The following is a 23,094-nucleotide window of genomic DNA, read 5'->3' as shown; positions in this document are numbered from 1 at the left end:
AGCCAGTTCGGCAGGCTCAGTTCGTCACCGCCAGCGCGAACGGCAGCACGGCGGACACCCCCTCCTTCCTGAGCATCCGAGCCGCCACCGTCATCGTCCACCCGGTGTCGATGTGGTCGTCCACCAGCAGAACCGGACCGTCCACACCGGACACGTCCGGCGCCTCGCCCGCCCGGACCAGCCCTGCCAGCCGCTGGGCGGAGTTGGCCCGGTGCGTCGACTCGCCGAGCCACACGGTGCCGAGCAGCGGCAGCCGTCCGATCGCCGCGATCTTCTGACCGAAGCTGCCGACCAGCTGCGGGCGCCGGCGCGAACCGACCGTCACCACGCCGACCGGCCGTTCGTCCCAGCCCCACGCCGTCAGCACCTTCACGCACGCCGCGAACACGTCGTCCGGGATCTCGCGGTCGGTGCCGTCCGCGAGCAGGTCGCGCAGCCGGTTGCCCCAGCCGATGTCGGTGAGGCGACCGAGCGCCCGGCCCGTCGCCGCCACCTCGGTCGCGGGGATCTTGCCGGACAGCGGAACGCCGATCGCGTTCATGCCCGTCGGCCACATCTTGCGCGGCGCCACGTCGAGGCCGGGGCGCAGCAGCCGTTCGCGGGCGGCCTCCGCCGCCACCTCGGACACCTCGACGGACAACCGCTCGCCTGTGCAGTTGTCGCAACGACCGCACTCGTGCGAGGTCGGGTCGTCGAGCTGGTCCTGCAGGAACTTCATCCGGCACGAACCGGTGCGCTGGTACTCGATCATCACCTGCTGCTCGGCCCTGCGTGCCTCCGCGATGCGCGCGTACCGCTCACCGTCGTACTCCCACGGCCGGCCCGTCGACTCCCAGCCGCCCTTCACGCGCCGGACCGCGCCGTCGACGTCCAGCACCTTCAGCACCACCTCGAGCCTGCCGCGCGACAGCTCGACCATCGGCTCCAGCGCCGCCGTCGACAGCGCCCTGCCCGCGCCGTCGAGCGCGGACAGCACCTGCCGCACCACCACCTCGGGCGGGAAGGCCAAGGACGCGAAGTACGCCCAGATGTCCCGGTCCTCGTGACCGGGCAGCAGGACCACCTCGGCACGTTCGACGCCACGGCCCGCACGACCGATCTGCTGGTAGTACGCGATGGGCGACGATGGTGCACCGACGTGCACGACGAACCCCAGGTCCGGCTTGTCGAAACCCATGCCCAGCGCGGAGGTCGCGACGAGCGCCTTGACCTTGTTCTCGAGCAGGTCGGTCTCGGCCCGCTCCCGTTCGGCGGGCTCGGTCTTGCCCGAATAGGCGGCCACCGCGAACCCGCGCGAGGCGAGGAACGCCGCGATGTCGTCCGCCGCGGCGACCGTCAGCGTGTAGATGATCCCGGAACCCGGCATGCGGTCGAGCTGCTCGGCCAGCCACCCGAGCCGTGACTCCGCGGTCGGCAGCAGGGCGACCGACAGGCGCAGGCTGTCGCGGTCGAGCGGCCCGCGCAGCACCAGCGTGCCCTCGTCGGCACCGAGCCCCAGCTGCTCGGTGACGTCGTGGACCACCCTGTTGTTGGCCGTCGCCGTCGTCGCCAGCACCGGCACACCCGCCGGCAGCTCCGTCAGCAACGTCCGCAACCGGCGGTAGTCGGGCCGGAAGTCGTGCCCCCAGTCCGAGATGCAGTGCGCCTCGTCGACGACGAGCATGCCCGCCGACGCCGTCAAGGAGGGCAGCACCGCATCGCGGAAATCGGGGTTGTTCAACCGTTCGGGACTCACCAGCAGCACGTCGACCTCGCCGGCCGCGACCTGCTCCTGCACGGCGTCCCACTCGCCGGGGTTCGCCGAGTTGATGGTCACGGCGTGCACCCCGGCCCGCGCCGCCGCGTCGATCTGGTTGCGCATCAACGCGAGCAACGGCGACACGATGACCGTCGGCCCCTCACCGAGCTGACGCAGCAGCGCCGTCGCGATGAAGTACACGGCCGACTTGCCCCAGCCCGTGCGCTGGACGACGAGAGCCCGGCGGCGCTGGGCCACGAGCGTGTGGATCGCGGTCCACTGGTCCTCGCGCAGAGCAGCCTTCGGGCCCGCCAGTGCCCGGAGCCGTTCCTCCGCCAGTTCTCGCAACGCGATGTCGTCCATGAGGAGCAAGCTTGCCAGGCCACTCTGACAATTGTGATTGTCGCTGGTCGTAAGCTGTGTGGCGTGACTGATGACCTGCGTGACCAGGTGCACGCGGCAGCGCGCCGCGCCCGAGTCGCCGCCGACGAACTCGTCCTCGCCACCCGCGAGCGCAAGGACACCGCGCTCCTGGAGATGGCCGCCGCGCTCCGCAAGCGCGCGCCAGAGATCATCGAGGCCAACCAGAAGGACCTCGACGCGGGCAAGGCAGCGGGTCTCCCGGACAACATCCTCGACCGCCTGACCCTCAACGACAGCCGCATCGAGGGCGTCGCCGTCGGCCTGGAAACCGTTGCGGGACTGGGCGACCCGGTCGGTCAGGTGATCACCGGCGGCATCCTCCCGAACGGGCTCGAGCTCAAGCAGGTCCGCGTCCCGATGGGCGTCGTCGGCATGGTCTACGAGGGCCGCCCGAACGTCACGGTCGACGCCGCCGGTCTCGCGCTGAAGTCGGGCAACGCGGCGTTGCTGCGGGGGTCCTCGACCGCCGAGAACTCCAACACCAAGCTCGTCGAGGTCCTGCGCGACTCACTCGAAAGCGTGAACCTGCCGGCCGACTGCGTGCAGCTGCTGCCGTGCCACGACCGCGCGTCCGTCACCCACCTCATCACCGCGCGCGGCCTGGTCGACCTGGTGATCCCGCGCGGCGGCTCCGGTCTCATCAACGCCGTCGTCGAGCAGGCCACGGTTCCCACGATCGAGACCGGCGTCGGCAACTGCCACGTCTACGTGGACGCGAACGCCGACCTCGACATGGCCGAGGCGATCGTCCTCAACGCCAAGACGCGGCGGACGAGCGTGTGCAACGCGGCGGAGTCGCTGCTGGTGCACAAGGACGTCGCGCACGAGTTCGTCCCGCGCATCACCAAGGCGTTGCAGCAGGAGAGCGTGACGATCCACGGCGACGAGGAGTTCGCACGGCAGGCGGATGTCCTTCAAGCCAACGACGACGACTGGGGTACTGAGTACCTGAGCCTCGACATCGCCGCGAAGGTCGTCGACTCCCTCGACGACGCGGTGAAGCACATCGCGACGTACGGCTCCGGCCACAGCGAGGCCATCGTCACGAAGGACGTCACGGCGGCACGCAGGTTCACGGCCCGTGTGGACGCGGCGGCGGTGTTCGTCAACGCCTCCACGGCCTTCACCGACGGCGCGGAGTTCGGCATGGGCGCGGAGATCGGCATCTCCACGCAGAAGCTGCACGCACGCGGTCCGATGGGCCTGACCGAGCTGACGTCCTCTAAATGGGTCGTGTGGGGCGAAGGGCACACACGCCCGAAGGCGTAGCTCTACGTTCGGAGACATGGCTCCCACCTATCCGTTCTCCGAAACTGACGGCCTGACCCTCGATCCGACCTATGAACGTCTACGGCGTGATGAGCCTGTCTCGCGCGTGACGTATCCGTACGGCGGCGAGGGTTGGCTCGTCACGTCCTACGAAGAGACGAAGTTCGTCCTGGGCGACCCGAGGTTCAGCCGTGCGCTGACGGTCGGCCAGGACGTGCCGCGGATGCTGCCGCTCATCGCACCGGGCGGGTCGATCCTCACGCACGACGGCGCCGACCACGCGCGCATGCGCCGGCTGGTGTCCAAGGCGTTCACGGTGCGCCGGATCGAGGAGCTGCGGCCGCGTGCCCAGCAGATCACCGACGACCTCCTCGACCGCCTGCCCAACCCCGGTGACCTGGTCGAGGGCTTCACCATGCCGTTCCCGGTCACGATCATCTGCGAGCTGCTCGGCGTGCCGTTCGAGGACCGCGACGACTTCCAGACGTGGTCGAACCAGGTGGTGTCCACGGTCGGCGGGTACACGCCCGAAGAGGCCATGCACGGCATGATGAAGCTGCACGCCTACTTCGTTGACCTGGTCGCGAAGCGCCGTGCGCATCCCACGGACGATTTGATGGGCGCACTCGTCGCCCCACGCGACAACGAAGACCGGTTGTCCGAGGACGAGCTCGTCCGGTTCGGCATCACGCTCCTCGTTGCCGGGCACGAGACCACGGCCAACATGCTCGCCAACAGCGTCATCACGCTGTTCGAGCACCCGGACGACATGAAGAGCCTGCGCGAGAACCCGGAGAAGCTGCCCAACGCCATCGAGGAGCTGCTGCGGTACATCCCGCTGGGCAGTGGCGCCGGCTTCACCCGCATCGCTACCGAGGACGTCCAGGTCGGCAATGCACTGGTGAAGCAAGGCGACGCCCTGCTGGTGGTCGTGTCGTCGGCGAACCGTGACGAGGCGATGTACGCCAACAGCGCCGAGCTTGACCTGGAGCGTGAGGTCGGGCAGCACATGCAGTTCGGTCACGGCATCCACTTCTGCCTCGGCTCCCAGCTCGCGCGGATGGAACTGCAGGTCGCGCTGGGCGCGTTGCTGCGCCGCATGCCCGGCCTGCGGCTCGCGGAGCCCGTCGAGTTCCGCAAGGGTTCGCTGGTCAGAGGCCCGCTGAAGCTCGTCGTGGCCTGGTGAAGAAAAATCTTGGCCGAGTCGCGTAATGGGGGAGCGGTCCGCGCGTTCCTCCAGTGCGCGCGGCTTTGCTTCGGGGTGAGCCGCGACCCGCACGGCTCGTCCTCCCCCTGAGCCGTTCGGTGTGATCAGCACGACCGGCGCTGGGTCTCGGGAGCGGCCCGGCGCCGGTCTACGCTGGATCGATGCGCATCGGCGTCATGGGTGGCACGTTCGATCCCATCCACCACGGCCACCTCGTGGCCGCCAGCGAGGTGCAGGCCAGGTTCGACCTGGACCGCGTGATCTTCGTGCCGACGGGTCAGCCCTGGCAGAAGGCGTCGCGGGAGGTCTCCGCCGCAGAGGACCGCTACCTGATGACGGTCATCGCCACGGCCTCCAACCCCCGGTTCTCGGTCAGCAGGGTCGACATCGACCGCGACGGGCCCACGTACACCGTGGACACGCTCACAGACCTCAAGAAGCAGTACCCGGACGCCGACCTGTTCTTCATCACGGGCGCCGACGCGCTGGAGCAGATCCTGTCGTGGAAACGCGCGGCGGACGCGTTCGAGTTGGCTCACTTCATCGGGGTCACCCGTCCGGGTTACACGCTGAACGACCGGCACCTGCCGCCGGGCGCTGTCTCACTCGTCGAGATCCCGGCCATGGCCATTTCGTCAACCGGCTGCCGTGCACGTACCGCCTCAGGTCAGCCGGTCTGGTACCTCGTGCCCGACGGGGTCGTCCAATACATCGCCAAAACAGGCCTGTACTCCGAGTCGTAACCACGTTCGAGTGGATTTTGCGTGCATCCGAGCGCGCGGGGAGCAACAATCAGCGGGTTGTTGCTGGTTCGTGGAAGGCAAGACTTTGGCTACTGGCACCGTGAAGTGGTTCAACGCTGAAAAGGGCTTCGGCTTCATCGCGCCCGACGACGGCTCGGCAGACGTCTTCGTGCACTACTCGGAGATCCAGTCGAAGGGTTTCCGTTCGCTCGAAGAGAACCAGAAGGTCGAGTTCGAGGTCGGTCAGGGCCAGAAGGGCCCTCAGGCCCAGCAGGTCCGCCCGCTCTAAGCATCGGCGCAGGTGAAGGCCACCTCAGGGCGCTGAGGTGGCCTTCGTCATGCCTGCGTGTGAAGTACCCGTTGGCGCGCGCCGGTACCCTCAGTAACTCGTGTGGGCGTATCGACGCCCGCCGGAAGTCAGAGGAGTGACGTGGCAGCCACCGACGAGGCACGACGGCTGGCGCTGGTCGCGGCGAACGCAGCGGCCGACAAGAAGGCGCACGACGTGACGGTGCTCGACGTCTCCGACCAGCTCGTGATCACGGACGTGTTCGTGATCGCGTCCGCTCCGAACGAGCGGCAGGTCGGCGCGATCGTCGACAACATCGAGGAGAAGCTGCGGGAGGCCGGCACGAAGCCGGTGCGCCGCGAAGGGGCCCGTGAGGGCCGGTGGGTGCTGCTGGACTTCGTCGACGTCGTGGTGCACGTGCAGCACGTCGAGGAGCGCAGCTTCTACGGCCTTGAGCGGCTGTGGAAGGACTGCCCGCGCATCGAGTTCGAAGCGGACGTCCCCGCGGACTCCACGGCTGAATGAGGTAGCTGATGGCCCTGAGCCGGCTCGTGCTGTGGCGGCACGGTGAGACCGACTACAACGCGACAGGTCGTCTGCAGGGTCATCTGGACTCGGCGCTCACCGAGACCGGCTTGAACCAGGCCAGGTTCGCCGTGCCGGTGCTCGCCGGGTTCGAACCTGAGGTCGTCGTGGCCTCCGACCTGCAGCGTGCGCGCAACACCGCCGGCGTGTTCACGTCGTCCGCGGACGTTCCGCTGCGGATCGACGAGCGCCTGCGCGAGACCCACCTGGGCAAGTGGCAGGGCCTGACCATCGCCGAGGTGGAGCAGGAGTGGCCGGGTGCCGTCGCCGTGTGGCGCACCGACCCGACCTACACCCCGCCCGACGGCGAGTCCCGCGTCGACGTGGCCGAACGGGCCATCCAGGTCGTGCGGGAGGTCGACGCGGAGTTCTCCGAGACGGTCCTGCTGTGCGCGCACGGTGGCCTGATCAGCGCTTTGACCGGGCGGTTGCTCGACCTGCCGGTGGAGAACTGGTCGCAGCTCGGCGGCATCTCGAACTGCCACTGGACCGTGTTCACCCGCCGCAACGACCGGTGGCGGCTGTCGTCGTACAACGCGGGCACCACGCGTTGAGACTGCTCGTCCTCGGGGACTCGCTGTCGTTCTTCGGGCCGTCCGGGCCGCTGCCCGCTGATCATCCACAGCTGTGGCACAACGTCTGTGCTTCCGCTCTGGGTGGTTCGGCGGAGCTGGCGGCCGGGTTCGGGTGGACGGCGCGGGACGCCTGGTGGGCGTTGACCGGGGATCCGCGGATCTGGTCGTTGCTGCCCCGCACGGACGTGCTGGTGTTCGCGGTGGGCAGCATGGACACGCTGCCCTCGCCGTTGCCCACGTATCTGCGCGAGGGGCTGCGTTATGTGCGGCCGGACTGGCTGCGGCGGCGGGTGCGTGCGGGCTATCAGTTCGTGCAGCCCCGGTTGGCGCCTTACACGCGCGCGTCGCTGCCTCCCGCGCTGACAGCGCGCTACCTGCGGGACATGCTGCAGTCCGTCCGCAACCTCCAGTACACGATGCCCGCGGTCGGGATCGTGCCGTCGGTGCATCGCGCGGCTACGTACGCGTACGCGCACCAGGGGCACGCGGCTGCGGTCGCGGCCGTGCGCGGGTGGGCCTCAGGTGCGGATGTGCCGTTGCTGGACCTGCCCGCGGTGATCGGTGAGCACGTGCGGTCCGGTGCCGGGAACCCGGACGGGATGCACTGGGGCTGGGAGGGCCACGAACTCGTGGGCAAGGCGATGGCGGAGCTCATCTCTTCTCCGGGCTTCATCTCGTCCGTGGCGTTGAGTCCCTCGGACGAGTGAGCCCCGTAGGCTCGTCGCTCGTGCGCATCTCCATCGTCACCGACTCCACGGCATACCTGCCCGAGGGGTTCGCGAAGCGCCATGCGATCACCGTGGTGCCGCTGCACGTCGCGGTGGACGGTGCCGGACGCCTCGACGGCGTCGACTTCGGCCCCTTCGAGCTGGCCAATGCCCTCGCCGAGCACCGCAGGGTGACCACCTCACGTCCCACACCCGGCGAGATGGCCGACGTGTACCGCGAGGCGTTGTCCACAGCGGACGAGGTCGTGTCCGTGCATCTCTCCCGTGAGCTGTCGGGGACGTGGGAGGCCGCACGGCTGGCGGCGGAAGAGGTCGGCCCTTCTCGGATCCGTGTCGTCGACTCGCGGTCGACGGGCATGGGCCTCGGCTTCTCGGTGTTGCGCGCGTGCGCGGCCGTCGCCGCCGGGCACTCGTCCGCCGAGGTGGAGGACGCCGCTTCGGCGGCCGCCGGCCAGACGCGGATGTTCTTCTGCCTCGAGACCCTGGACCACCTGCGCCGGGGAGGCCGCATCGGCACGGCGGCGGCGCTGGTGGGCACGGCGCTGGCCGTGAAACCGTTGCTGCACATGGACGACGGCCGGATCGTGCCGCTGGAGAAGGTCCGCACGATGAGCCGCGCCGTGGGCCGCCTGGTCGACCTGGCGGCGGCCGCGGCGGGCGACGGCCCCGTCGGACTGGCCGTGCACCACCTCGCCGCACCCGAACGCGCCGCCGAACTGGCGACCCGCCTCGACGAACGCCTGCCCGGCTCGACGGGATGCGTGATCTCGGAGGTGGGCGCGGTGATCGGCGCGCACACGGGCCCAGGCGTGCTGGGCGTCGTGGTGCTGCCGGGAGGACCGGACAGCCTCCCACACACCCCCGACAATTCCCCGTCCCCGACCGGCGAGTGATCGCGACCTGTCCACAACCAGCGAGTAATCCACAGACCCGGAGCCGACCCCACCTCCCCGCCCACCCCGCTCCGTAACGTCCCTCGCATGCTCCCCCGCTCCCACCCGGACCCCCTCCCGACCGAACGCCTGGCAGCCCTGGCCGACAAGGTGAGAGCCGACCCGACCCTGGTCTACGCCCGCTCAGAGGACTCGGACGAACACGGCCCACCCCGCCGCCGCTTCCGCCTGCCGCACCTCCCGCGCCGAGGCCTGCTGGCGCTGGGCGTGGCCGTCGCCTGCACCGTGATAGGCCTGGGCAGCTGGTGGCAGAGCCCCGCCGCCGAACCCGCCCCGGACCTCGCACTGGTGAGCACCTCGGCCCCAGCCCCCGAGCTGGTCGTCAACGTGATCGGCGAGGTGGCCACACCAGGGCTGGTCACAGCCACGTCAGGCGCCAGGGTCGCCGACGCCATCCACCTGGCAGGCGGCATGAAGCCGGGCACCGACCTCCACAACCTGAACCTGGCCCGCAAACTCACCGACGGCGAGCAGATAGCGGTAGGCATCCCACCCCCACCCCAAATCGGCGCGCCTCAACCAGGCGGGGCCCAGTCGAAGCTGAACCTGAACGCCGCCACCGCCACCGAACTGGACGGCCTCCCCGGCGTGGGCCCGGTGACGGCCCAACGCATCGTCGACCACCGCGTGCGCAAGGGCCCCTTCGCCTCCGTGGACCAACTCCGCGACGTCGAAGGCATCGGCGAATCAAAACTGGCCAAGCTGGCCGACCTGGTCCACACATGACGGCCACCGCCAAGGCCCTGGCCCTCTACCACCGCACCAAAGCCCAGTACCACCACCTGACCCGCCACTCCCTGATCCCCGCCGACCACAACCACCTCACCCGCCCACTGACCCTCGCCTCCGCCCTGCACCGCTCCCCAACACCACCCCGCCCCAGCCGCCGCCCCCTGACCACAGCCCTCCGCCACCTGCTCGCCGCAGCCTTCCCACCACCCCCAAGCCCGACCCCGCTCCCACCTCCGATCCCCACCACACCGGCTCTCCGCCCACGCCCCTGCCGCCTGTGCGCTGCAACCGAGCCGCACCCCAGCGCCCGCCGCCCGTCCGCCGAACCGGGCTCGGCATCAGCCTTTCCTTCCAGGCGCTGACCGCCACACCCCGCCCCACTCACCTCAGGCCGACCAGCCTCGGCCGGTCCCGTCACGCCTCAACCCGCTCGACCCCATCCGCCCTCAACTCCGCCACCCCAACAACTCCGCGTCCTAACCACCCCAACACCCAGCCACTTCCAACGCCCCGGCCGCTTCCAACACCCAGCAACCCCAACAGCCCCAGCCATCCCCATCGCCAGCCGCTCCCCAACACCCCAGCCGCTCCCATCACCCCAGCCACCTCCGCGCACCAACCGTGCTGCCCCTCGAACCTGCCGCCACACCAACAAATCCACCCGCCCCGAACCGTCCTGTGCCCTCCCGCCGATTGGAGCCAGCCGTGCGATCCGTCCGCATCACCCGCCCACCCCGCATCGACACCACCTGGCACCACCCCGCAACCCGACGCCCCCAGGTCCAGCCACACCCCCTCCCTCACCACCCCCGTCGCCCGAAGCTGCCCCAACCCCGCCAAGGCAGCCCCACCCGTGACCCAAGCCCTCCCACCGACCAAGGGAGGCCCAGGTGGCCCGCAAACTCCCGCTGACCCACGACTACCGCCTGGTCCCAGCAGCCGCAGCGGTCTGGACGACAGCCGTCGCCGGCCTCTTCCTGAGCTGGCAAGCAGGAGCCATCACCGGCCTGACAGCAGGAGCCATCGGCCTGACGGCCTGGCGAAGGGCGTGGTGGACCAAGACCACCGCGATCGCCCTCCTGATCTCGGGTCCGGTGGCAGCGGCCTGGGTGGGCGGCCACGTCCTGAGGGCCGAATCCCACCCACTCCGCCAAGCCGCCGACGAAGGCCGCAGCACCACCCTCACCGTCGAGCTCACCACCCGACCGAAAGGAATCCGAGCCGCAGGCTTCGGCGGCACCCAGGCAGGTGTGGAGAACGTCGTGATCAGGGCGACGGCGAACGGAGCCCAACTGGTGCTCTTCGCCCCGGCGGACAGGTGGCGAGACCTGTTGCCGGGCCAGGAGGTCACGGTCAAAGGCACGCTGGCCCCACCCCGAGGCGGCGACCTGGCGTCGGCGCTGTTGAGAGTCCGCGGCCCACCGCAGAACCCGCGACCGCCGCCGATCTGGCAGACCTGGGCCGACGAACACCGCGACGGCCTCAGACAGGCCAGCGCGGTGCTGGACGACGAGGAAGCCGGACTCCTGCCGGCGCTGGTCGTGGGCGACACCGAACGGATGGTGCCGCGCATCGTCGACGAGTTCCGGACAGCCGGCCTCGCTCACCTACTTGCCGTCAGCGGCGCGAATCTAGCCATCATCTGCGGGGCGGTCTACCTCCTGACGAGGCGGCTCGGCCCGCGTCCGGCGGCCGTCGCGGCGCTGATGGCCCTGGTCGGGTTCGCCATCCTGGCCGGTCCGGAGCCGAGCGTGCTCAGGGCGGCGGTCATGGGTGCCGTTGCGTTGCTGGCGTTGGTGCTGGGCCGGCAACGGTCCGCGGTGCCGAGTCTCGCGACGGCGGTGCTCGTCCTGGTGCTGCACGATCCGGCGCTGGGCGGTGATCCGGGGTTCGCGTTGTCCGTGGTGGCGACGGCGGCGTTGGTGCTCGTTGCGCCGAAGTGGGCACGGGCGCTCAAGAAACGTGGTGTGCCGAACGGGCTGGCCGAGGCGATCGTCGTGCCGATGGCCGCGAGCCTGGCCACGGCTCCGGTGGTGGCGGGGCTGTCCGGGCAAGTGAGCCTGGTGTCGGTGGTGGCCAACCTGGTCGCCGGGCCGGTGGTCGCGCCGGCGACGGTGCTGGGTGTGGTGGCGGCAGCCGTCGCGCCGCTCTCACCGCAGGCGGCCGAATTCGTCACCCATGTCGCCGGGCCGGCGGTCAGCTGGTTGGTCGTGGTCGGGCGGCAAGCGTCGGCCGTACCCGGTGCGGCGGTCGGCTGGCCGGACGGTTGGACGGGGGCGATCGCGCTCACGGCCGTCACCGTCGTGGTCGTGTTGTTGTTGCGGTTCAAGAAGACGCGAACGTTGGTCGTCGCGGTGCTCGTCGGCGGGTTCGTCGTGTTGGTGCCGTTGAAAGTCGTGGCGCCGGTGTGGCCGCCCGAGGGGTGGAAGGTCGTCAGCTGCGACGTGGGGCAGGGCGATGCGCTGGTCCTGGCCACCGATGACGCCGAGACGGCGGTGCTGGTCGACACCGGGCCCGACCCCGGTGCGGTCGACCGGTGTCTGAAGACGTTGGGAATCAAGAAGATCCCGCTGGTGGTGCTGACGCACCTGCACGCGGATCACGTTGGCGGTCTCGACGCCGTGCTCACCGGGCGTGCGGTGGGGGCGGTCGCGGTCGGGCCGCTCAGAGAGCCCGAGTGGGCGTGGAAGGAGGTCAGCAGGCGAGCGCGCGCTCACGGCGTGCGGGTTGTCGAGCCGAAGGCGGGGGAGCGGTTCGCCTTGCCGGGACTGGAGTTGGAGGTGTTGGGGCCGAGGCGGCCGCCGGTCGCCGAGGACGAGAACACGACCGTGAACGACTACTCGCTCGTGCTCAAAGCGCACACGAGGGCAGGCCGGGTGTTGCTCACCGGTGACGTCGAACTGGCCGGCCAGGCGGCGTTGCTGGGGGAGCGGGACCTGAACGCCGAGGTGCTCAAGGTGCCGCACCACGGCTCCCGGTACTCGTTGCCCGCGTTCCTCAAGGCTGTGCGGCCGCGGGTGGCGCTGGTGAGTGTCGGCACGGGCAACAGGTACGGGCATCCGAGCCCGCACGTCATCGACGTGTTGCGGGCGGGAGGTGCGTTGGTGTTGCGCACGGACAAGGACGGCGACCTGGCGGTGCTGCCGGGGAACCGAATCGTACGAAGGAGAAGACATGGTCTGGGTCAGGTTGTTCAACGCTCGCTACCCGATCCCCGGTGGCACGCCGGGTCTCGCGTGGGCGTTGTGGCAGAAGAACTACACGGCGACGCCGTGGCCGCACGACGAACTCAAGCCCGATTTCGGTTACTACATCTGCGAAACACTCGAAGACGGCACGCGCGCCGTCACGTACAAGGCGACGACCACGCACGTGCTGCCCCCGACGAATGCCGAGACGACGGAAGACGCGTACGACCTCGTCGTGGAGCACGTGTTCGACGACGACCTGCGGATCGGGCCGGAGGACTGGGACGACTACCACTACAACGCGCTCAAGGCGGAAGCCCCGTGGCCGCAACGGATCGTGGCGTGGCGCGCCACCGTGGAGGCGGTCGGACCGCACGTGGTGGACGGCTTGCAGCGGTTCCCGCGCACCGGCTGGCTTCAGACGGACGCGATCGCCTTGTGAGACGAGAACGGCTTGGGGACGCGCGTGCGTCCCCAAGCCGGAAGGAGGTGCTTAACCCAGTGCCTTGATGACGGCTTCGGCCGACGGCGGGACCGTCGCGCGCGGGCCGATCGTGTCGCCGAGCGCGTCGAGGGTCTTGAGGCCGTCGCCGGTGATCAGCAGCACGGTCTCGGCGTCGGGGTCGAGCTGGCCCGACTCGATCAGCTTCTTCGCCGTCGCGACGGTCACGCCGCCGGCGGTCTCGGCGAAGATGCCCTCGGTGCGGGCGAGCAGCTTGATGCCCTCGACGACCTCTTCGTCGGTGACGTCCTCGATGGCGCCGTTGGTGCGGCGCACCGCGTCGAGCACGTACGGGCCGTCGGCCGGGGCGCCGATCGCCAGCGAACGGGCGATCGTGTCCGGGCGGACCGGGCGGATGACGTCGTGGCCCGCCTTGAAGGCGGCGGAGATCGGGGAGCAGCCGGTGGCCTGCGCGCCGAACACCTTGTACGGCGAGGCTTCCACCAGGTCGAGCTGGCCGAGTTCGCGGAACGCCTTGTCGACCTTGGTGAGCTGCGAGCCGGACGCGATCGGCACGACGATCTGGTCGGGCAGGCGCCAGCCGAGCTGCTCGGCGACCTCGTAGCCGAGGGTCTTCGAGCCTTCCGCGTAGTACGGGCGGACGTTGACGTTCACGAACGCCCAGTCCTCGTTCTCCGCGGCGAGTTCCTGGGCGAGGCGGTTGACGTCGTCGTAGTTGCCGTCGACGGCGATCAGGGCGCCTTCGTAGACGGCGCTCATGAGGATCTTGGCGCGCTCGAGGTTGGAGGGCACGAGAACGACGGACTTCCAGCCCGCGCGGGCGGCGGCCGCGGCGACGGCGTTCGCCAGGTTGCCGGTGGACGGGCAGGCCAGCACCTTGAAACCGAGTTCGCGGGCGGCGGCGAGCGCCACGCCGACGACGCGGTCCTTGAACGAGTGCGTGGGGTTGCCGGTGTCGTCCTTGACCCAGATCTTGCGGACTCCCAGGGCCTTGGCGAGGTTGTGCGCCTCGACCAGGCGGGTGCCGCCGGGGTCGGTGTTCGGGTGCTGTTCCACAGTGGACGGAACAGGGAGAAGGCCGCGGTAGCGCCAGATCGACCTGGGGCCGGCCTCGATGTCCTCGCGCCGGATCTTCCCGAAGTCGTAGGCCACTTCCAGCGGCCCGAAACACTCGAGACAGGCGTACTCAGGAGCGAGAGGGGTTTCATTCCCACATTCCCGGCACAGCAGTGCACGGGCAGGGCCGAGGTCGAACTTGGTGCCGGTGGGCACAGTGACAGCAGTCATCGCGAGGTATCTCCTCATCTGTCCCGCGAAATCTAACGGGTCGGAATTGGCACCGTGATCGTCTGCGCGCAGCGATGTGCTGCGGCGTTGACGCCGGTTGCCGGGGCTTCGTCGGGCCGTTCCCTCTGCCCCTCTGGATGAGCGGTGTTCAGTTGTGGCCACCAAGTTACGGCATAGGTCTGTCACCGAGCCACAAACGCCCACGATTCGAGACGTGGGAGGATGCCGGGCGTGAGCGCACTGGAGTCACTGCACCTCGTCATCGGCGAGGAGGAGTTGCTGGTCGAACGGGCTGTTCGAGCGGCTCTGGAGGCCGCGCGCGAGGTCGACTCGACGGCCGATCTCACCCGCGTCCAGGTGACTGATCTCACGCCTCCGGAGCTGGCCGAACTGGTGAGCCCGTCGCTGTTCGCGGAGGGTCGCGTGATCGTCCTGCAGAACGGGCAGGACATCAGCAAGGAGGTCGCCGACACGGTGCTCTCCTACGTCAAGGCGCCCGCGGACGGGGTCACGCTCGTCGTCGTCCACACCGGCGGTGGTCGCAGCAAGGCGGCCAAGGACCTGCCGGGACAGCTGAAGAAGGCCGGAGCCGCGGTCACCGAGTGCGCCAAGGTCACCAAGGCCGCGGAGCGCGAGGCGTTCGTGCGCAACGAGGTGCGGCGCGCGGGCGGCAAGATCGACCCGGAGGCCGTCGCCACGCTCATCGACGCCGTGGGCACGAACCTGCGCGAGCTCGCCGCGGCCTCGTCGCAGCTCGTCTCCGACACCGACGGCAAGGTGACGGTCGACGAGATCCGCCGCTACCACCAGGGCAAGGCCGAGGTGACGGGGTTCGCCGTCGCGGAGAAGGCCGTCGTCGGGGACAGGGCGGGCGCCATGGAGGCGTTGCGCTGGGCCATGCAGCTCGGCGTGCCGCACGTCCTGGTCGCGGACGCGCTGGCGGACGCGGTGCGCACGGTCGCGCGGGTGTCCGCCGTGGGCCGCGCCGACCCGTTCAGCCTGGCCGGGCCGCTCGGCATGCCACCGTGGAAGATCAAGAAGGCGCAGGCCCAGTCACGCGGCTGGGACCAGTCGGGTCTCGCCGACGCGATGCAGGTGGTCGCGGGGCTCAATGCGGACGTGAAGGGCGTGGCGGCCGACGCCGACTACGCGCTGGAACGCGCCGTGCTCCGGATCGTGGCCGCGCACAGCCGCCGCTGAGTCAGGGCCGCGGGATCCCGATCAGGTACTGGGCTCCCGTGAAGCCGGGCTCGACGCCGATCGTCCACGTGAACGACTCGGTGCCGTCCAGGCCGTCGACGATCCGCCGCAGTTCCGCGCGGCCGTACATGCGCAGGAACGACACGACGCTGTCGAAGAACATCATGAACGGCAGCACCGGCACGACGTACGTCAGCAGCAGCCGCAGCAGGTAGCGCGGCAGGGGATTGCGCTGGAACGGCGCCGCCAGCAACACCGCCAGGGTCAGGAAGAACGGGAAGACCAGCACGTAGAGCCACGACCTCTTGGTGTCCACGACGACAAGTGGCTGCCGGGTGTCGACGGCGTTCTGCAGGATGCGGGCGGCCAGCGGCGGCGGGAAGTGGTGGAACGCGCCGTAGATCGTCCGCGTGCCCTCCACCCGGCAGTCCGTGGCGTCGACCGACGTCGCCACGTAGTCCACCGAGCAGCACGAGCCGGGCGCACGGCGGCGAGAAACACGCTCGAAAGCGGGCACGTTCGGCACCAGGTCCGTCAGCGTGACCTGGGTGTGGACACTCGAGGCGTGCAGCCGCCGCTGGATCAACGGCACCGGTCCGCCCGAACCCGAGCAGAGGTCGACGATCCGGTGGTCCGCGCCTGATCGCAGAGCCAGCGCCAACGGGCGTGAGTACTCGCGCGCGGCATCGGTCAGCCGGTAGATGGTCAGGATCGACTCCGTGTGCAGGGTCCGCAGCACGGGCGGGGTGCCGTCGAGGTCGTGCAGCTCGAAGAAGTCCAGACGTGGCAGCGATTCCATGAGCTCTACCCCTACACGAGGAAGGGCCCCACCTCCCGGAGGAGATGGGGCCCTTCACCAAAGCTCTGGCGAGCGAGATCAGCCCTCGAGGGAGTTCGCGCGCAGCGCCATGGCCGACTTCTTGTTGGCGGCCTGGTTGGCGTGGATGACGCCCTTGCTGGCGGCCTTGTCGAGCTTGCGGGACGCGTCCTGCAGCAGCTCCAGGGCCTTCGCCTTGTCGCCGGCCTCGGCAGCCTCGCGGAACTTGCGGATGGCCGTCTTCAGGGACGACTTGACCGACTTGTTGCGAAGGCGGGCCTTCTCGTTGGTCTTGATCCGCTTGAGCTGGGACTTGATGTTCGCCATGCGACATCACCCTTCTTGTCGAAACCGGGGTTCGTGGCGCGCTATGTCGGCACCGGTCACGAGGACCGGGTCTCCTCCACGGCGGAGAGCCGCGCGTTCACGACGACGAAGGATATCAGGCCAGCTCAGCGCACCGTGAAGGCGGCCTTCTCGGCGCCGACCACCGCCTCGTAACCGCCGCGGGCGACCTCACGCCGCCCGTCGCCGTCCACGTCGCCGGCGGTCAGGGCCAGCTGCGAGAGCTTGAACGACACCTCGACCTGCTTCGACTGTCCCGCAGCGAGTTCCACGCGGGTGAAGCCCACCAGGCGGGCGTCCGGCGTCAGCACGGGCGAGGCCGGCTGACGCACGTAGACCGGCACCACGGCGGTACCCGCACGCGCACCGGTGTTCGCCACGGTGAACTTCACCACCCCGTTCGAACGGTCCGCCGCCGCCGACGGCCCCGAGGTCGTGAACGACGTGTACGACAGCCCGTGCCCGAACGCGTAGAGCGGGTCGTACTTCGCGCCCGCCGAGGTGTTCGCGCCCGGCAGCTGGTCGTAGGTCAGCGTCGGGTCACCGAGCGCCCTGGGCCACGAGATCGGCAGCCTGCCGCTCGGGTTGACCGCGCCGAACAGCACGTCGGCGATCGCCCTGCCGCCCTCGCTGCCCGGCAACCAGCCCGCGACCAGCGCGTTCGCGTCCGCCGCCGCGCCGAGCACCTGCGGACGCGCGGTCAGCAGCACCACGACCACCGGCTTGCCGGTCGCCTGCACCGCGTCCACCCACGCCTGCTGCTCAGGCGTCAGCACCGGGTTCTCCGTGTCGGCCGGACCCTCCGCACCGGGCTTCTCACCCAGCACCACGACCACCGCGTCCGCGCCGTCCGCCTCAGCCACCGCCGCGGCCTGAGTCGGAGCGTGCACCACGGACGCACCAGGAACGGCCTCGCGCACACCCGTCAGCACGGTCGCGGTCGGCGGCAACGGCGAGTCGTCCGGCACGCCCTGCCACTCGACGGTCCAGCCACCGAGCTGGCGGCGCACGTCGTCCGCGGTCTCCCCGGTCACGACGATCTTCTTCGCAGCAGAGGACAACGGCAGCACGCCGTCGTTCTTCAGCAGCACGGTGCCCTCGGCGGCGGCCTTGCGCGCCAGGTCCCGGTCCACGCCCACCACGTTGCCGTCGGCCTTCGCCGGGTCCACGTACGGCTTCTCGAACAGCCCGAGGTCGAACTTGAGCTTCAGCACCCGCCGCACGGCCTGGTCGATCCGCCCGCGCGACACCGAACCGTCACGCACGTTCGCCAGCAGCAACGACGTGAACTCGGCCGCGTTCGACGGTTCCATCGCCATGTCCACACCGGCGTTGACGCTCATCGCGATCGCCGACTTGTAGTCCGGCGCGACCTTGTGCCGGTCCACCAGGTACCGCATGTCCTGCCAGTCCGAGACCGCGACGCCCTTGAACCCCATCTTGTCGCGCAGCTGCGTCTGCAGCATGTACTTCGACGCGTGCACCGGCACGCCGTTGATCGAACCGGAGTTGATCATCACCGTGCGCACGCCCGCGTCGAACTGCGCCTGGAACGACGGCAGCACGAGGTCCTGCAACTGCCGGATCGGGATCTGCGCCGCCGCGCGGTCGTGCCCGTTCTCCGGCGCCGAGTAGCCGGCGAAGTGCTTGGCGGTCGCGGTCAGCTGCGCGGTGTCGTCCACCTTCGACTGCTGCCCGCGCACGTTCGCCGCCGCCAGTTGCCCGGACAGGAACGGGTCCTCGCTGTAGGTCTCGTAGTAACGGCCCCACCGCGTGTCCCGCGCGATGTCCGAGACGGGCGCGAAGTTCCAGAAGACACCGGTGGCGCGCAACGCCTTCGACGCGGACACGCCGATCTGCTCCTGCAGGCCGGGGTTCCACGTCGCGCCGAGCCCGATCTGGTGGGGGAACATCGTCGCGGAGATGACGTTGTTGTGCCCGTGCACGCCGTCCGAGCCGTAGATGATCGGGATCTTCAGCCGGTTCTTCTCCAACGCGTAGCGCTGGATGGCGTTGTTCATCTCGGCCCACGCCTTGGGCGTGTTCTCGACCGGTGAGTCACCACCGCCGGACAGGATCGACCCCACGTGCGCGTCGGAGAGCACCGCCTTCAAGCACGAGTCCACCAACGGCCCGTTGACGTTGTTGCAGTCACCGCGCAGCTTTCCCACGCGGATCTGGGCCATCTGCCCGACCTTCTCCTCGAGCGTCATCCTCCGGAGCAGGTCCTCGACCCGCCGCTCGGTCGACGCCCGGCTGTCCAGGTAGACCTCCTTGCCGGCCGCCAGACCACCGGCCGGTGTCAGCGACGCGACCACCACAGCAACACCCAGCACGCCGAGACCGGCGCGTTTGCGGGAGAACAAAGACAAGACTCCTCCACGTTCCCGGTGCGCCCGCCGCACACCATCGCGTGAGGACCCAGACCGGCACACCTCCGAACGGGCGAACTCACTGCAAACGCTTTCATGCTGGTGAAACGCCTGCTCAGCCACTTCGGCCGAAAGGAGGAAAATGGCCGCATGACACTGCCCGCACTACCCGAGGAGTCGTTCAGACGGGTGCTCTGCGTCGTCGCGCACCCCGACGACATGGAGTACGGCACGTCCGCGGCTGTCGCCCGCTGGACCGCCGGCAACATCGAGGTCGGCTATCTCCTGCTCACCCGCGGCGAGGCCGGGATGCCGAACCCGCCGGAGGAGACCGCCCGGCTGCGCGTCGCCGAGCAACGGGCCGCGTGCGACGTCGTCGGCGTCGAGCACCTGACGGTCCTGGAGCATCCCGACGGAGTCCTCGTCCACGGGCTGGACCTGCGCCGCGACATCTGCCGCGAGATCCGCCGGTTCAAGCCCGACGTCGTGATCGGCAGCGGGTACGAGATCGAGACGCCGTGGGGCTTCGACCAGGCCGACCACCGCGCGGCGGGCCTCGCGACCCTCGACGCGCTGCGCGACGCGGGCAACCGCTGGATCTTCCCCGAGCAGGTCGACGAGGGCCTCGAACCGCACTCCCCGCGCTGGTACCTCAGGGTCGCGATGGGCGATGACGCCACCCACGGGGTCGACGTGACGGGGGAGCCGCTCAGGCGCGGCGTGGCCTCCCTCGAAGCGCACGCCGCCTACCTCGCCGCGTTGCCGGGGCATCCCGCCCCCGCGGACCTCATCCCGATGTTCACCTCGATGGGAGGCAAGGCCATGGGCGTCGAGCACGCCGTGCTCTTCCGCGCCCACGACCTCCAGGCACCACCCGAGTTCTAGGACTCCTCGCCCTCGGGGTTCTTCGGGGGACGGCCGCGGCGAGGCATCTTCTTCGCCTCGCCGGGCAGCCGGCCCGCGTCCGCCAGCGCACGCCGCAGCAGGAACTCGATCTGCGCGTTGGTGCTGCGCAGCTCGTCGTTCGCCCACCTGCTCAACGCGTCGTGCACCGCCGGATCGAGCCTGAGCAGAACGCTTTTGCGGTCTGCCATCAGGTGTAGAGCGAACCGGTGTTCACCACGGGCTGAGTGGAACGGTCACCGCACAGGACGACGAGCAGGTTCGAGACCATCGCCGCCTTGCGCTCCTCGTCGAGCTCGACGACCTCGTGGGCGGCGAGCCGCTCCAGCGCGAGCTCGACCATGCCGACGGCGCCTTCCACGATCCGCGTCCGCGCCGCCACGACCGCGCCCGCCTGCTGCCGCTGCAACATGGCGTGAGCGATCTCCGGTGCGTAGGCGAGGTGCGTGAGCCGCGACTCGATCACCTTCACGCCCGCCGACTGCACCCGTGCCGCGATCTCGATCGCCAGGGTCTCGGTGATCTCGTCCGCGTTCTCCCGCAGCGACAGGCCGGTCTCGGCGTGGTTGTCGTACGGGTAGCTGTTGGCGATGTGCCGCACGGCCGTCTCGGTCTGGATGCCGACGAACCGCACGAAGTCGTCGACCTCGAACCGTGCGCGCGCAGTGTCCTCGACCTGCCACACGACCACGGCCGCGATCTCGATCGGGTTGCCGTCCGCGTCGTTGACCTTGAGCGTCGCCGTCTCGTGGTTGCGGATGCGGACGGAGATCTTCTCCCTCGTGGTGAGCGGGTTCGCCCACCGCAGACCGTCCGTGCGCGCCGTGCCCACGTAACGGCCGAGGAACTGCAGCACGCGCACCTCGCCGGGCGCGACCGTGAACAGCCCCTTCCAGATCACCGCGGTGGCCAGGAACAACAGCACACCGGTGAGCAGCAGCCCGACCGCCGGGTCGCCGTCGGCGGCGTCGGTCGTCTTGATCCCCTCGATGAACGTCCACACGCTCACAGCCAGCACCGCCAACCCAGCGAAGAACATGAGGAGACCGGGCAGTTCCCGCGCTTGCTTCTCGCGGACGACAGGCGCCGGCATCTGGACCGTCGTTTCGATGGATGCACTCATCCAGGACCCCCTAGCGAAGTAGTATCTAAGTGATATCACTTTTCTCGCGGTGATCGCAAGTTACGCTGCGTCGCATGAGGGCGAAGAAGCAGCGCGTGGCCGCGTACGGGGTGTGCGTCAACGAACGCGACGAGATCCTGCTGGCGCGCTGGCTTGGCCCGAAGGGCAAACGTTGGATCCTGCCCGGAGGCGGCATCGACCACGGCGAGCACCCGTACGACGGGGTCATCCGGGAGATCGAGGAGGAGACCGGGTACGCCGCCGAGGTGGTCCGCCTGCTCGGCATCGACTCCGAGCTCCGCCAGGACCCGGACCGCGACTACCACGCTCTTCGCATCATGTACGAGGTGCGGATCGTGGGTGGCGAGCTGCGCAACGAGGTGGGTGGCACGACCGACCTCGCCCAGTGGCACCCGCTCGCAGACATCGGACAACTGGAGCGAGTGCCGTCACTCGACACAGCCCTCGGGTTGTACCGAACCACCCCACCCGCCGGAATCTTGCGGTAGCTTCGCCCTACCGCCGCCGACGACCCAACACCGGAGTTGGCGAATGATCCGATCACTAGCCGCAGTCGGCGCGGCCGCCCTGCTGTCGTCCTTCGTTCACGTGCCTGCTTTCGCTGCTGTCGTCGGCGTCTCGACCGTGTCCTCCCTGCAGGCCGCGATCGACACCGCACGACCTGGTCAGCGCCTCGTATTGGCCGAGGGCGTGCACACCGCCGAACGACCCGTCAAGATCACCAAGTCGGGCATCACCGTGGCCGCCGCGAGCGCCGGCCGCACCGTGTTTGACAAGGGCGGCTTCGAACTCGGGGCCGTTCGGGACGTGACGATCGAAGGTTTCGTCTTCAACGGAACCAGCACGCTGTCGGTGCCGGCTGAAGCGCAGGCCACGCGCATCACCCGCAACACCTACAACGGCAACAAGGACGGCGCCTCGCTCACCGTGAGCGCCGACGACGTCCAGGTGGACCACAACACGTTCTCGAACCGCAGCAGCGAGGGCGTCTACCTGCAGATCACCGGTCCGGGCAGTGAGATCGCCAAGAGGACCTGGGTCCACCACAACTACTTCTACAACCACAGCTTCTCCGGCGCGAACGGCGGCGAGTCGATCCGGCTCGGGTACAGCCACAAGCAGTCGAAGTCGGCGAACGCGGTGATCGAGCACAACCTGTTCGAGAAGGCCAACGGTGATCCCGAGGCCATCTCCGTGAAGTCCTCGGACAACACGATCCGCTTCAACACGATCCGCGACAGCAAGGGCTACATCGTCCTGCGTCACGGCAACCGCACCACCGTCGAGGGCAACCTGCTGTTCGGCAGTGGCATCCGGTTCCACGGGAACGACCACAAGGTGTTCAACAACTACGTGCAGAACACCGGGGACCGGGCGATCGTGTTCGGGAAGGGCTCGGAGACCGACAGCGGCCCGACGTCCACGTCGCACGACCGTCCCGACCGCGTGACGGTCGCGTTCAACACCCTGGTCGGCACGGGCGCGGTGGTCGACAGCGACACGGGTACATACGCGCCCAAGGACTGCGTGCTCGCGAACAACGTCATCCGGGGATCTTCCGGTGGCGTCGTCACGCTGCAGTCCGGTTCGACGGTCAAGTACGAGGGCAACGTCATCTGGGGTGGTACCGGCGGCAGCATGCCGTCGTCCGGTTACAAGTCCGTGGACCCGAAGCTGGTGAAGGACGCCAACGGACTGTTCCGGCTCGCGTCCGGTAGTCCCGCCATCAACGCGTCGGTGGGCACCTACTCCTATGTGACGCGTGACTTCGACCTTCAGGCGCGCTCGGGCACGCGTGATGTCGGGGCGGATGAGTACAACTCGTCGGCGGTGCGGAAGCCGCTGACGAAGGCCGATGTCGGGGTCTCCGCACCCTGACGAACGCATTTGTCCTGGTAGCCGCCCGTGTGGCGGTTACCAGGACCCCCCGATTTGGAGATCGAAACAGGCCCGTGTAATGTTCTCCATGTCAGAGCGAAGCGGGCCGGGAAATACAGACCGGAACGGGCCTGGCCAAAAAACCGGAAGAGAAAGAGCCTCCGAGAGGCCGATTTGACACCGGAGAGCAAGACCAAATAAGCTTCAAACACAGCCCCGGAAGTAAGTCAGCGAAAAGCTGATGTGACTGCGGTG

Annotated in this window: 21 protein-coding genes and 1 riboswitch; of the genes, 14 read left to right on the top strand and 7 right to left on the bottom strand. The window is 69.2% G+C overall.

The features are described from left to right. Nucleotides 1–16: 16 nt before the first annotated feature. Entirely contained in the window at nt 17–2,101 is a 2,085-nt protein-coding gene (locus tag IE307_RS45035; protein ID WP_191305641.1) for a RecQ family ATP-dependent DNA helicase, read from the bottom strand. 63 nt (nt 2,102–2,164) lie between these two features. On the opposite strand from IE307_RS45035, the gene IE307_RS45030 reads away from it, so the two are divergent. The 10 genes from IE307_RS45030 (at nt 2,165) to IE307_RS44985 (ending at nt 12,940) form a co-directional block, all read left to right on the top strand. Continuing rightward, nucleotides 2,165–3,430, top strand: a complete 1,266-nt coding sequence (locus IE307_RS45030; protein ID WP_229905662.1) for a glutamate-5-semialdehyde dehydrogenase — start codon at nt 2,165–2,167, stop codon at nt 3,428–3,430. A gap of 106 nt (nt 3,431–3,536) precedes the next feature. Next, complete coding sequence (locus IE307_RS45025; protein WP_308436458.1) at nt 3,537–4,616, top strand: cytochrome P450; 1,080 nt, start codon at nt 3,537–3,539, stop codon at nt 4,614–4,616. A gap of 182 nt (nt 4,617–4,798) precedes the next feature. Further along, a complete protein-coding gene (gene nadD / locus IE307_RS45020) occupies nt 4,799–5,380 on the top strand; it encodes a nicotinate-nucleotide adenylyltransferase (RefSeq protein WP_191305638.1) in 582 nt (193 codons plus the stop codon). A gap of 85 nt (nt 5,381–5,465) precedes the next feature. Then, nucleotides 5,466–5,669 (top strand): transcription antiterminator/RNA stability regulator CspE, encoded by a 204-nt coding sequence (gene cspE, locus IE307_RS45015; RefSeq protein ID WP_030468099.1) that lies wholly within the window; start codon nt 5,466–5,468, stop codon nt 5,667–5,669. 141 nt (nt 5,670–5,810) lie between these two features. Further along, a complete protein-coding gene (rsfS, locus tag IE307_RS45010) occupies nt 5,811–6,194 on the top strand; it encodes a ribosome silencing factor (protein ID WP_030468098.1) in 384 nt (127 codons plus the stop codon). An 8-nt stretch (nt 6,195–6,202) separates the two neighbouring features. Continuing rightward, nucleotides 6,203–6,808 (top strand): histidine phosphatase family protein, encoded by a 606-nt coding sequence (locus IE307_RS45005; protein WP_191305637.1) that lies wholly within the window; start codon nt 6,203–6,205, stop codon nt 6,806–6,808. Continuing rightward, entirely contained in the window at nt 6,769–7,536 is a 768-nt protein-coding gene (gene octT / locus IE307_RS45000) for a diglucosylglycerate octanoyltransferase (RefSeq protein WP_229905661.1), read from the top strand. Before IE307_RS45005 ends, octT begins: the two co-directional genes overlap by 40 nt. A 20-nt stretch (nt 7,537–7,556) precedes the next feature. Beyond that, entirely contained in the window at nt 7,557–8,450 is an 894-nt protein-coding gene (locus IE307_RS44995; protein ID WP_191305636.1) for a DegV family protein, read from the top strand. 87 nt (nt 8,451–8,537) lie between these two features. Next, on the top strand, nt 8,538–9,236 hold the full coding sequence (locus IE307_RS44990; protein ID WP_191305635.1) for a ComEA family DNA-binding protein: 699 nt from the start codon (nt 8,538–8,540) through the stop codon (nt 9,234–9,236). 896 nt (nt 9,237–10,132) lie between these two features. Continuing rightward, nucleotides 10,133–12,940 carry a DNA internalization-related competence protein ComEC/Rec2 gene (locus IE307_RS44985; RefSeq protein ID WP_308436457.1) on the top strand — a complete coding sequence of 936 codons (2,808 nt, stop codon included), beginning with the start codon at nt 10,133–10,135 and terminating at the stop codon, nt 12,938–12,940. On the opposite strand, the gene thrC is transcribed toward IE307_RS44985, so the two are convergent. Beyond that, nucleotides 12,924–14,180, bottom strand: coding sequence for a threonine synthase (gene thrC, locus IE307_RS44980; RefSeq protein ID WP_191305634.1), 1,257 nt, complete (start codon nt 14,178–14,180; stop codon nt 12,924–12,926). The genes IE307_RS44985 and thrC overlap by 17 nt on opposite strands. A gap of 11 nt (nt 14,181–14,191) precedes the next feature. Then, a riboswitch (SAM riboswitch) is annotated at nt 14,192–14,324 on the bottom strand. Between the two features lie 87 nt (nt 14,325–14,411). Here thrC and holA point away from each other — a divergent pair. Then, nucleotides 14,412–15,380: a DNA polymerase III subunit delta gene (holA, locus tag IE307_RS44975; RefSeq protein WP_373306094.1), complete on the top strand. Its 969-nt coding sequence runs from the start codon at nt 14,412–14,414 to the stop codon at nt 15,378–15,380. Between the two features lies 1 nt (nt 15,381). On the opposite strand, the gene IE307_RS44970 is transcribed toward holA, so the two are convergent. The 3 genes from IE307_RS44970 to IE307_RS44960 form a co-directional block, all read right to left on the bottom strand. Then, nucleotides 15,382–16,179 carry a class I SAM-dependent methyltransferase gene (locus IE307_RS44970; protein WP_191305632.1) on the bottom strand — a complete coding sequence of 266 codons (798 nt, stop codon included), beginning with the start codon at nt 16,177–16,179 and terminating at the stop codon, nt 15,382–15,384. 78 nt (nt 16,180–16,257) lie between these two features. Further along, entirely contained in the window at nt 16,258–16,524 is a 267-nt protein-coding gene (gene rpsT / locus IE307_RS44965) for a 30S ribosomal protein S20 (RefSeq protein ID WP_089928157.1), read from the bottom strand. A 125-nt stretch (nt 16,525–16,649) separates the two neighbouring features. Continuing rightward, nucleotides 16,650–18,914 (bottom strand): glycoside hydrolase family 3 N-terminal domain-containing protein, encoded by a 2,265-nt coding sequence (locus IE307_RS44960; protein ID WP_191305631.1) that lies wholly within the window; start codon nt 18,912–18,914, stop codon nt 16,650–16,652. Between the two features lie 150 nt (nt 18,915–19,064). Between IE307_RS44960 and IE307_RS44955 the strand changes: the two genes are divergently transcribed. Beyond that, entirely contained in the window at nt 19,065–19,799 is a 735-nt protein-coding gene (locus IE307_RS44955) for a PIG-L deacetylase family protein (protein ID WP_191305630.1), read from the top strand. Here the strand turns inward: IE307_RS44955 and IE307_RS44950 are convergent. Beyond that, a complete protein-coding gene (locus IE307_RS44950) occupies nt 19,796–20,008 on the bottom strand; it encodes a type II toxin-antitoxin system antitoxin (RefSeq protein WP_191305629.1) in 213 nt (70 codons plus the stop codon). The two genes, IE307_RS44955 and IE307_RS44950, sit on opposite strands and share 4 nt — an antisense overlap. Next, nucleotides 20,008–20,940, bottom strand: coding sequence for an SPFH domain-containing protein (locus IE307_RS44945; protein WP_191305628.1), 933 nt, complete (start codon nt 20,938–20,940; stop codon nt 20,008–20,010). The genes IE307_RS44950 and IE307_RS44945 overlap by 1 nt, the downstream gene beginning before the upstream one ends. 74 nt (nt 20,941–21,014) lie before the next feature. On the opposite strand from IE307_RS44945, the gene IE307_RS44940 reads away from it, so the two are divergent. Beyond that, entirely contained in the window at nt 21,015–21,449 is a 435-nt protein-coding gene (locus tag IE307_RS44940; protein WP_191305627.1) for an NUDIX hydrolase, read from the top strand. A gap of 43 nt (nt 21,450–21,492) precedes the next feature. Further along, nucleotides 21,493–22,839 carry a polysaccharide lyase 6 family protein gene (locus IE307_RS44935; RefSeq protein ID WP_191305626.1) on the top strand — a complete coding sequence of 449 codons (1,347 nt, stop codon included), beginning with the start codon at nt 21,493–21,495 and terminating at the stop codon, nt 22,837–22,839. Nucleotides 22,840–23,094 lie beyond the last annotated feature (255 nt).

Source organism: Lentzea cavernae (assembly GCF_014653695.1).
GTDB lineage: Bacteria > Actinomycetota > Actinomycetes > Mycobacteriales > Pseudonocardiaceae > Lentzea > Lentzea cavernae.
Note: the sequence above shows the minus strand (reverse complement) of the source record. Positions and strands in the feature narration are given on the sequence as shown.

Excerpts from the sequence above, each read along its gene's own strand:
- rpsT (WP_089928157.1), bottom strand. The coding sequence starts at position 16,524 with ATGGCGAACATCAAGTCCCAGCTCAAGCGGATCAAGACCAACGAGAAG.
- IE307_RS44940 (WP_191305627.1), top strand. The coding sequence starts at position 21,015 with ATGAGGGCGAAGAAGCAGCGCGTGGCCGCGTACGGGGTGTGCGTCAAC.
- IE307_RS44970 (WP_191305632.1), bottom strand. The coding sequence starts at position 16,179 with ATGGAATCGCTGCCACGTCTGGACTTCTTCGAGCTGCACGACCTCGAC.
- IE307_RS44945 (WP_191305628.1), bottom strand. The coding sequence starts at position 20,940 with ATGAGTGCATCCATCGAAACGACGGTCCAGATGCCGGCGCCTGTCGTC.
- IE307_RS44990 (WP_191305635.1), top strand. The coding sequence starts at position 8,538 with ATGCTCCCCCGCTCCCACCCGGACCCCCTCCCGACCGAACGCCTGGCA.
- thrC (WP_191305634.1), bottom strand. The coding sequence starts at position 14,180 with ATGACTGCTGTCACTGTGCCCACCGGCACCAAGTTCGACCTCGGCCCT.
- IE307_RS45035 (WP_191305641.1), bottom strand. The coding sequence starts at position 2,101 with ATGGACGACATCGCGTTGCGAGAACTGGCGGAGGAACGGCTCCGGGCA.
- IE307_RS44935 (WP_191305626.1), top strand. The coding sequence starts at position 21,493 with ATGATCCGATCACTAGCCGCAGTCGGCGCGGCCGCCCTGCTGTCGTCC.
- IE307_RS45005 (WP_191305637.1), top strand. The coding sequence starts at position 6,203 with ATGGCCCTGAGCCGGCTCGTGCTGTGGCGGCACGGTGAGACCGACTAC.
- nadD (WP_191305638.1), top strand. The coding sequence starts at position 4,799 with ATGCGCATCGGCGTCATGGGTGGCACGTTCGATCCCATCCACCACGGC.
- IE307_RS44955 (WP_191305630.1), top strand. The coding sequence starts at position 19,065 with ATGACACTGCCCGCACTACCCGAGGAGTCGTTCAGACGGGTGCTCTGC.
- IE307_RS44950 (WP_191305629.1), bottom strand. The coding sequence starts at position 20,008 with ATGGCAGACCGCAAAAGCGTTCTGCTCAGGCTCGATCCGGCGGTGCAC.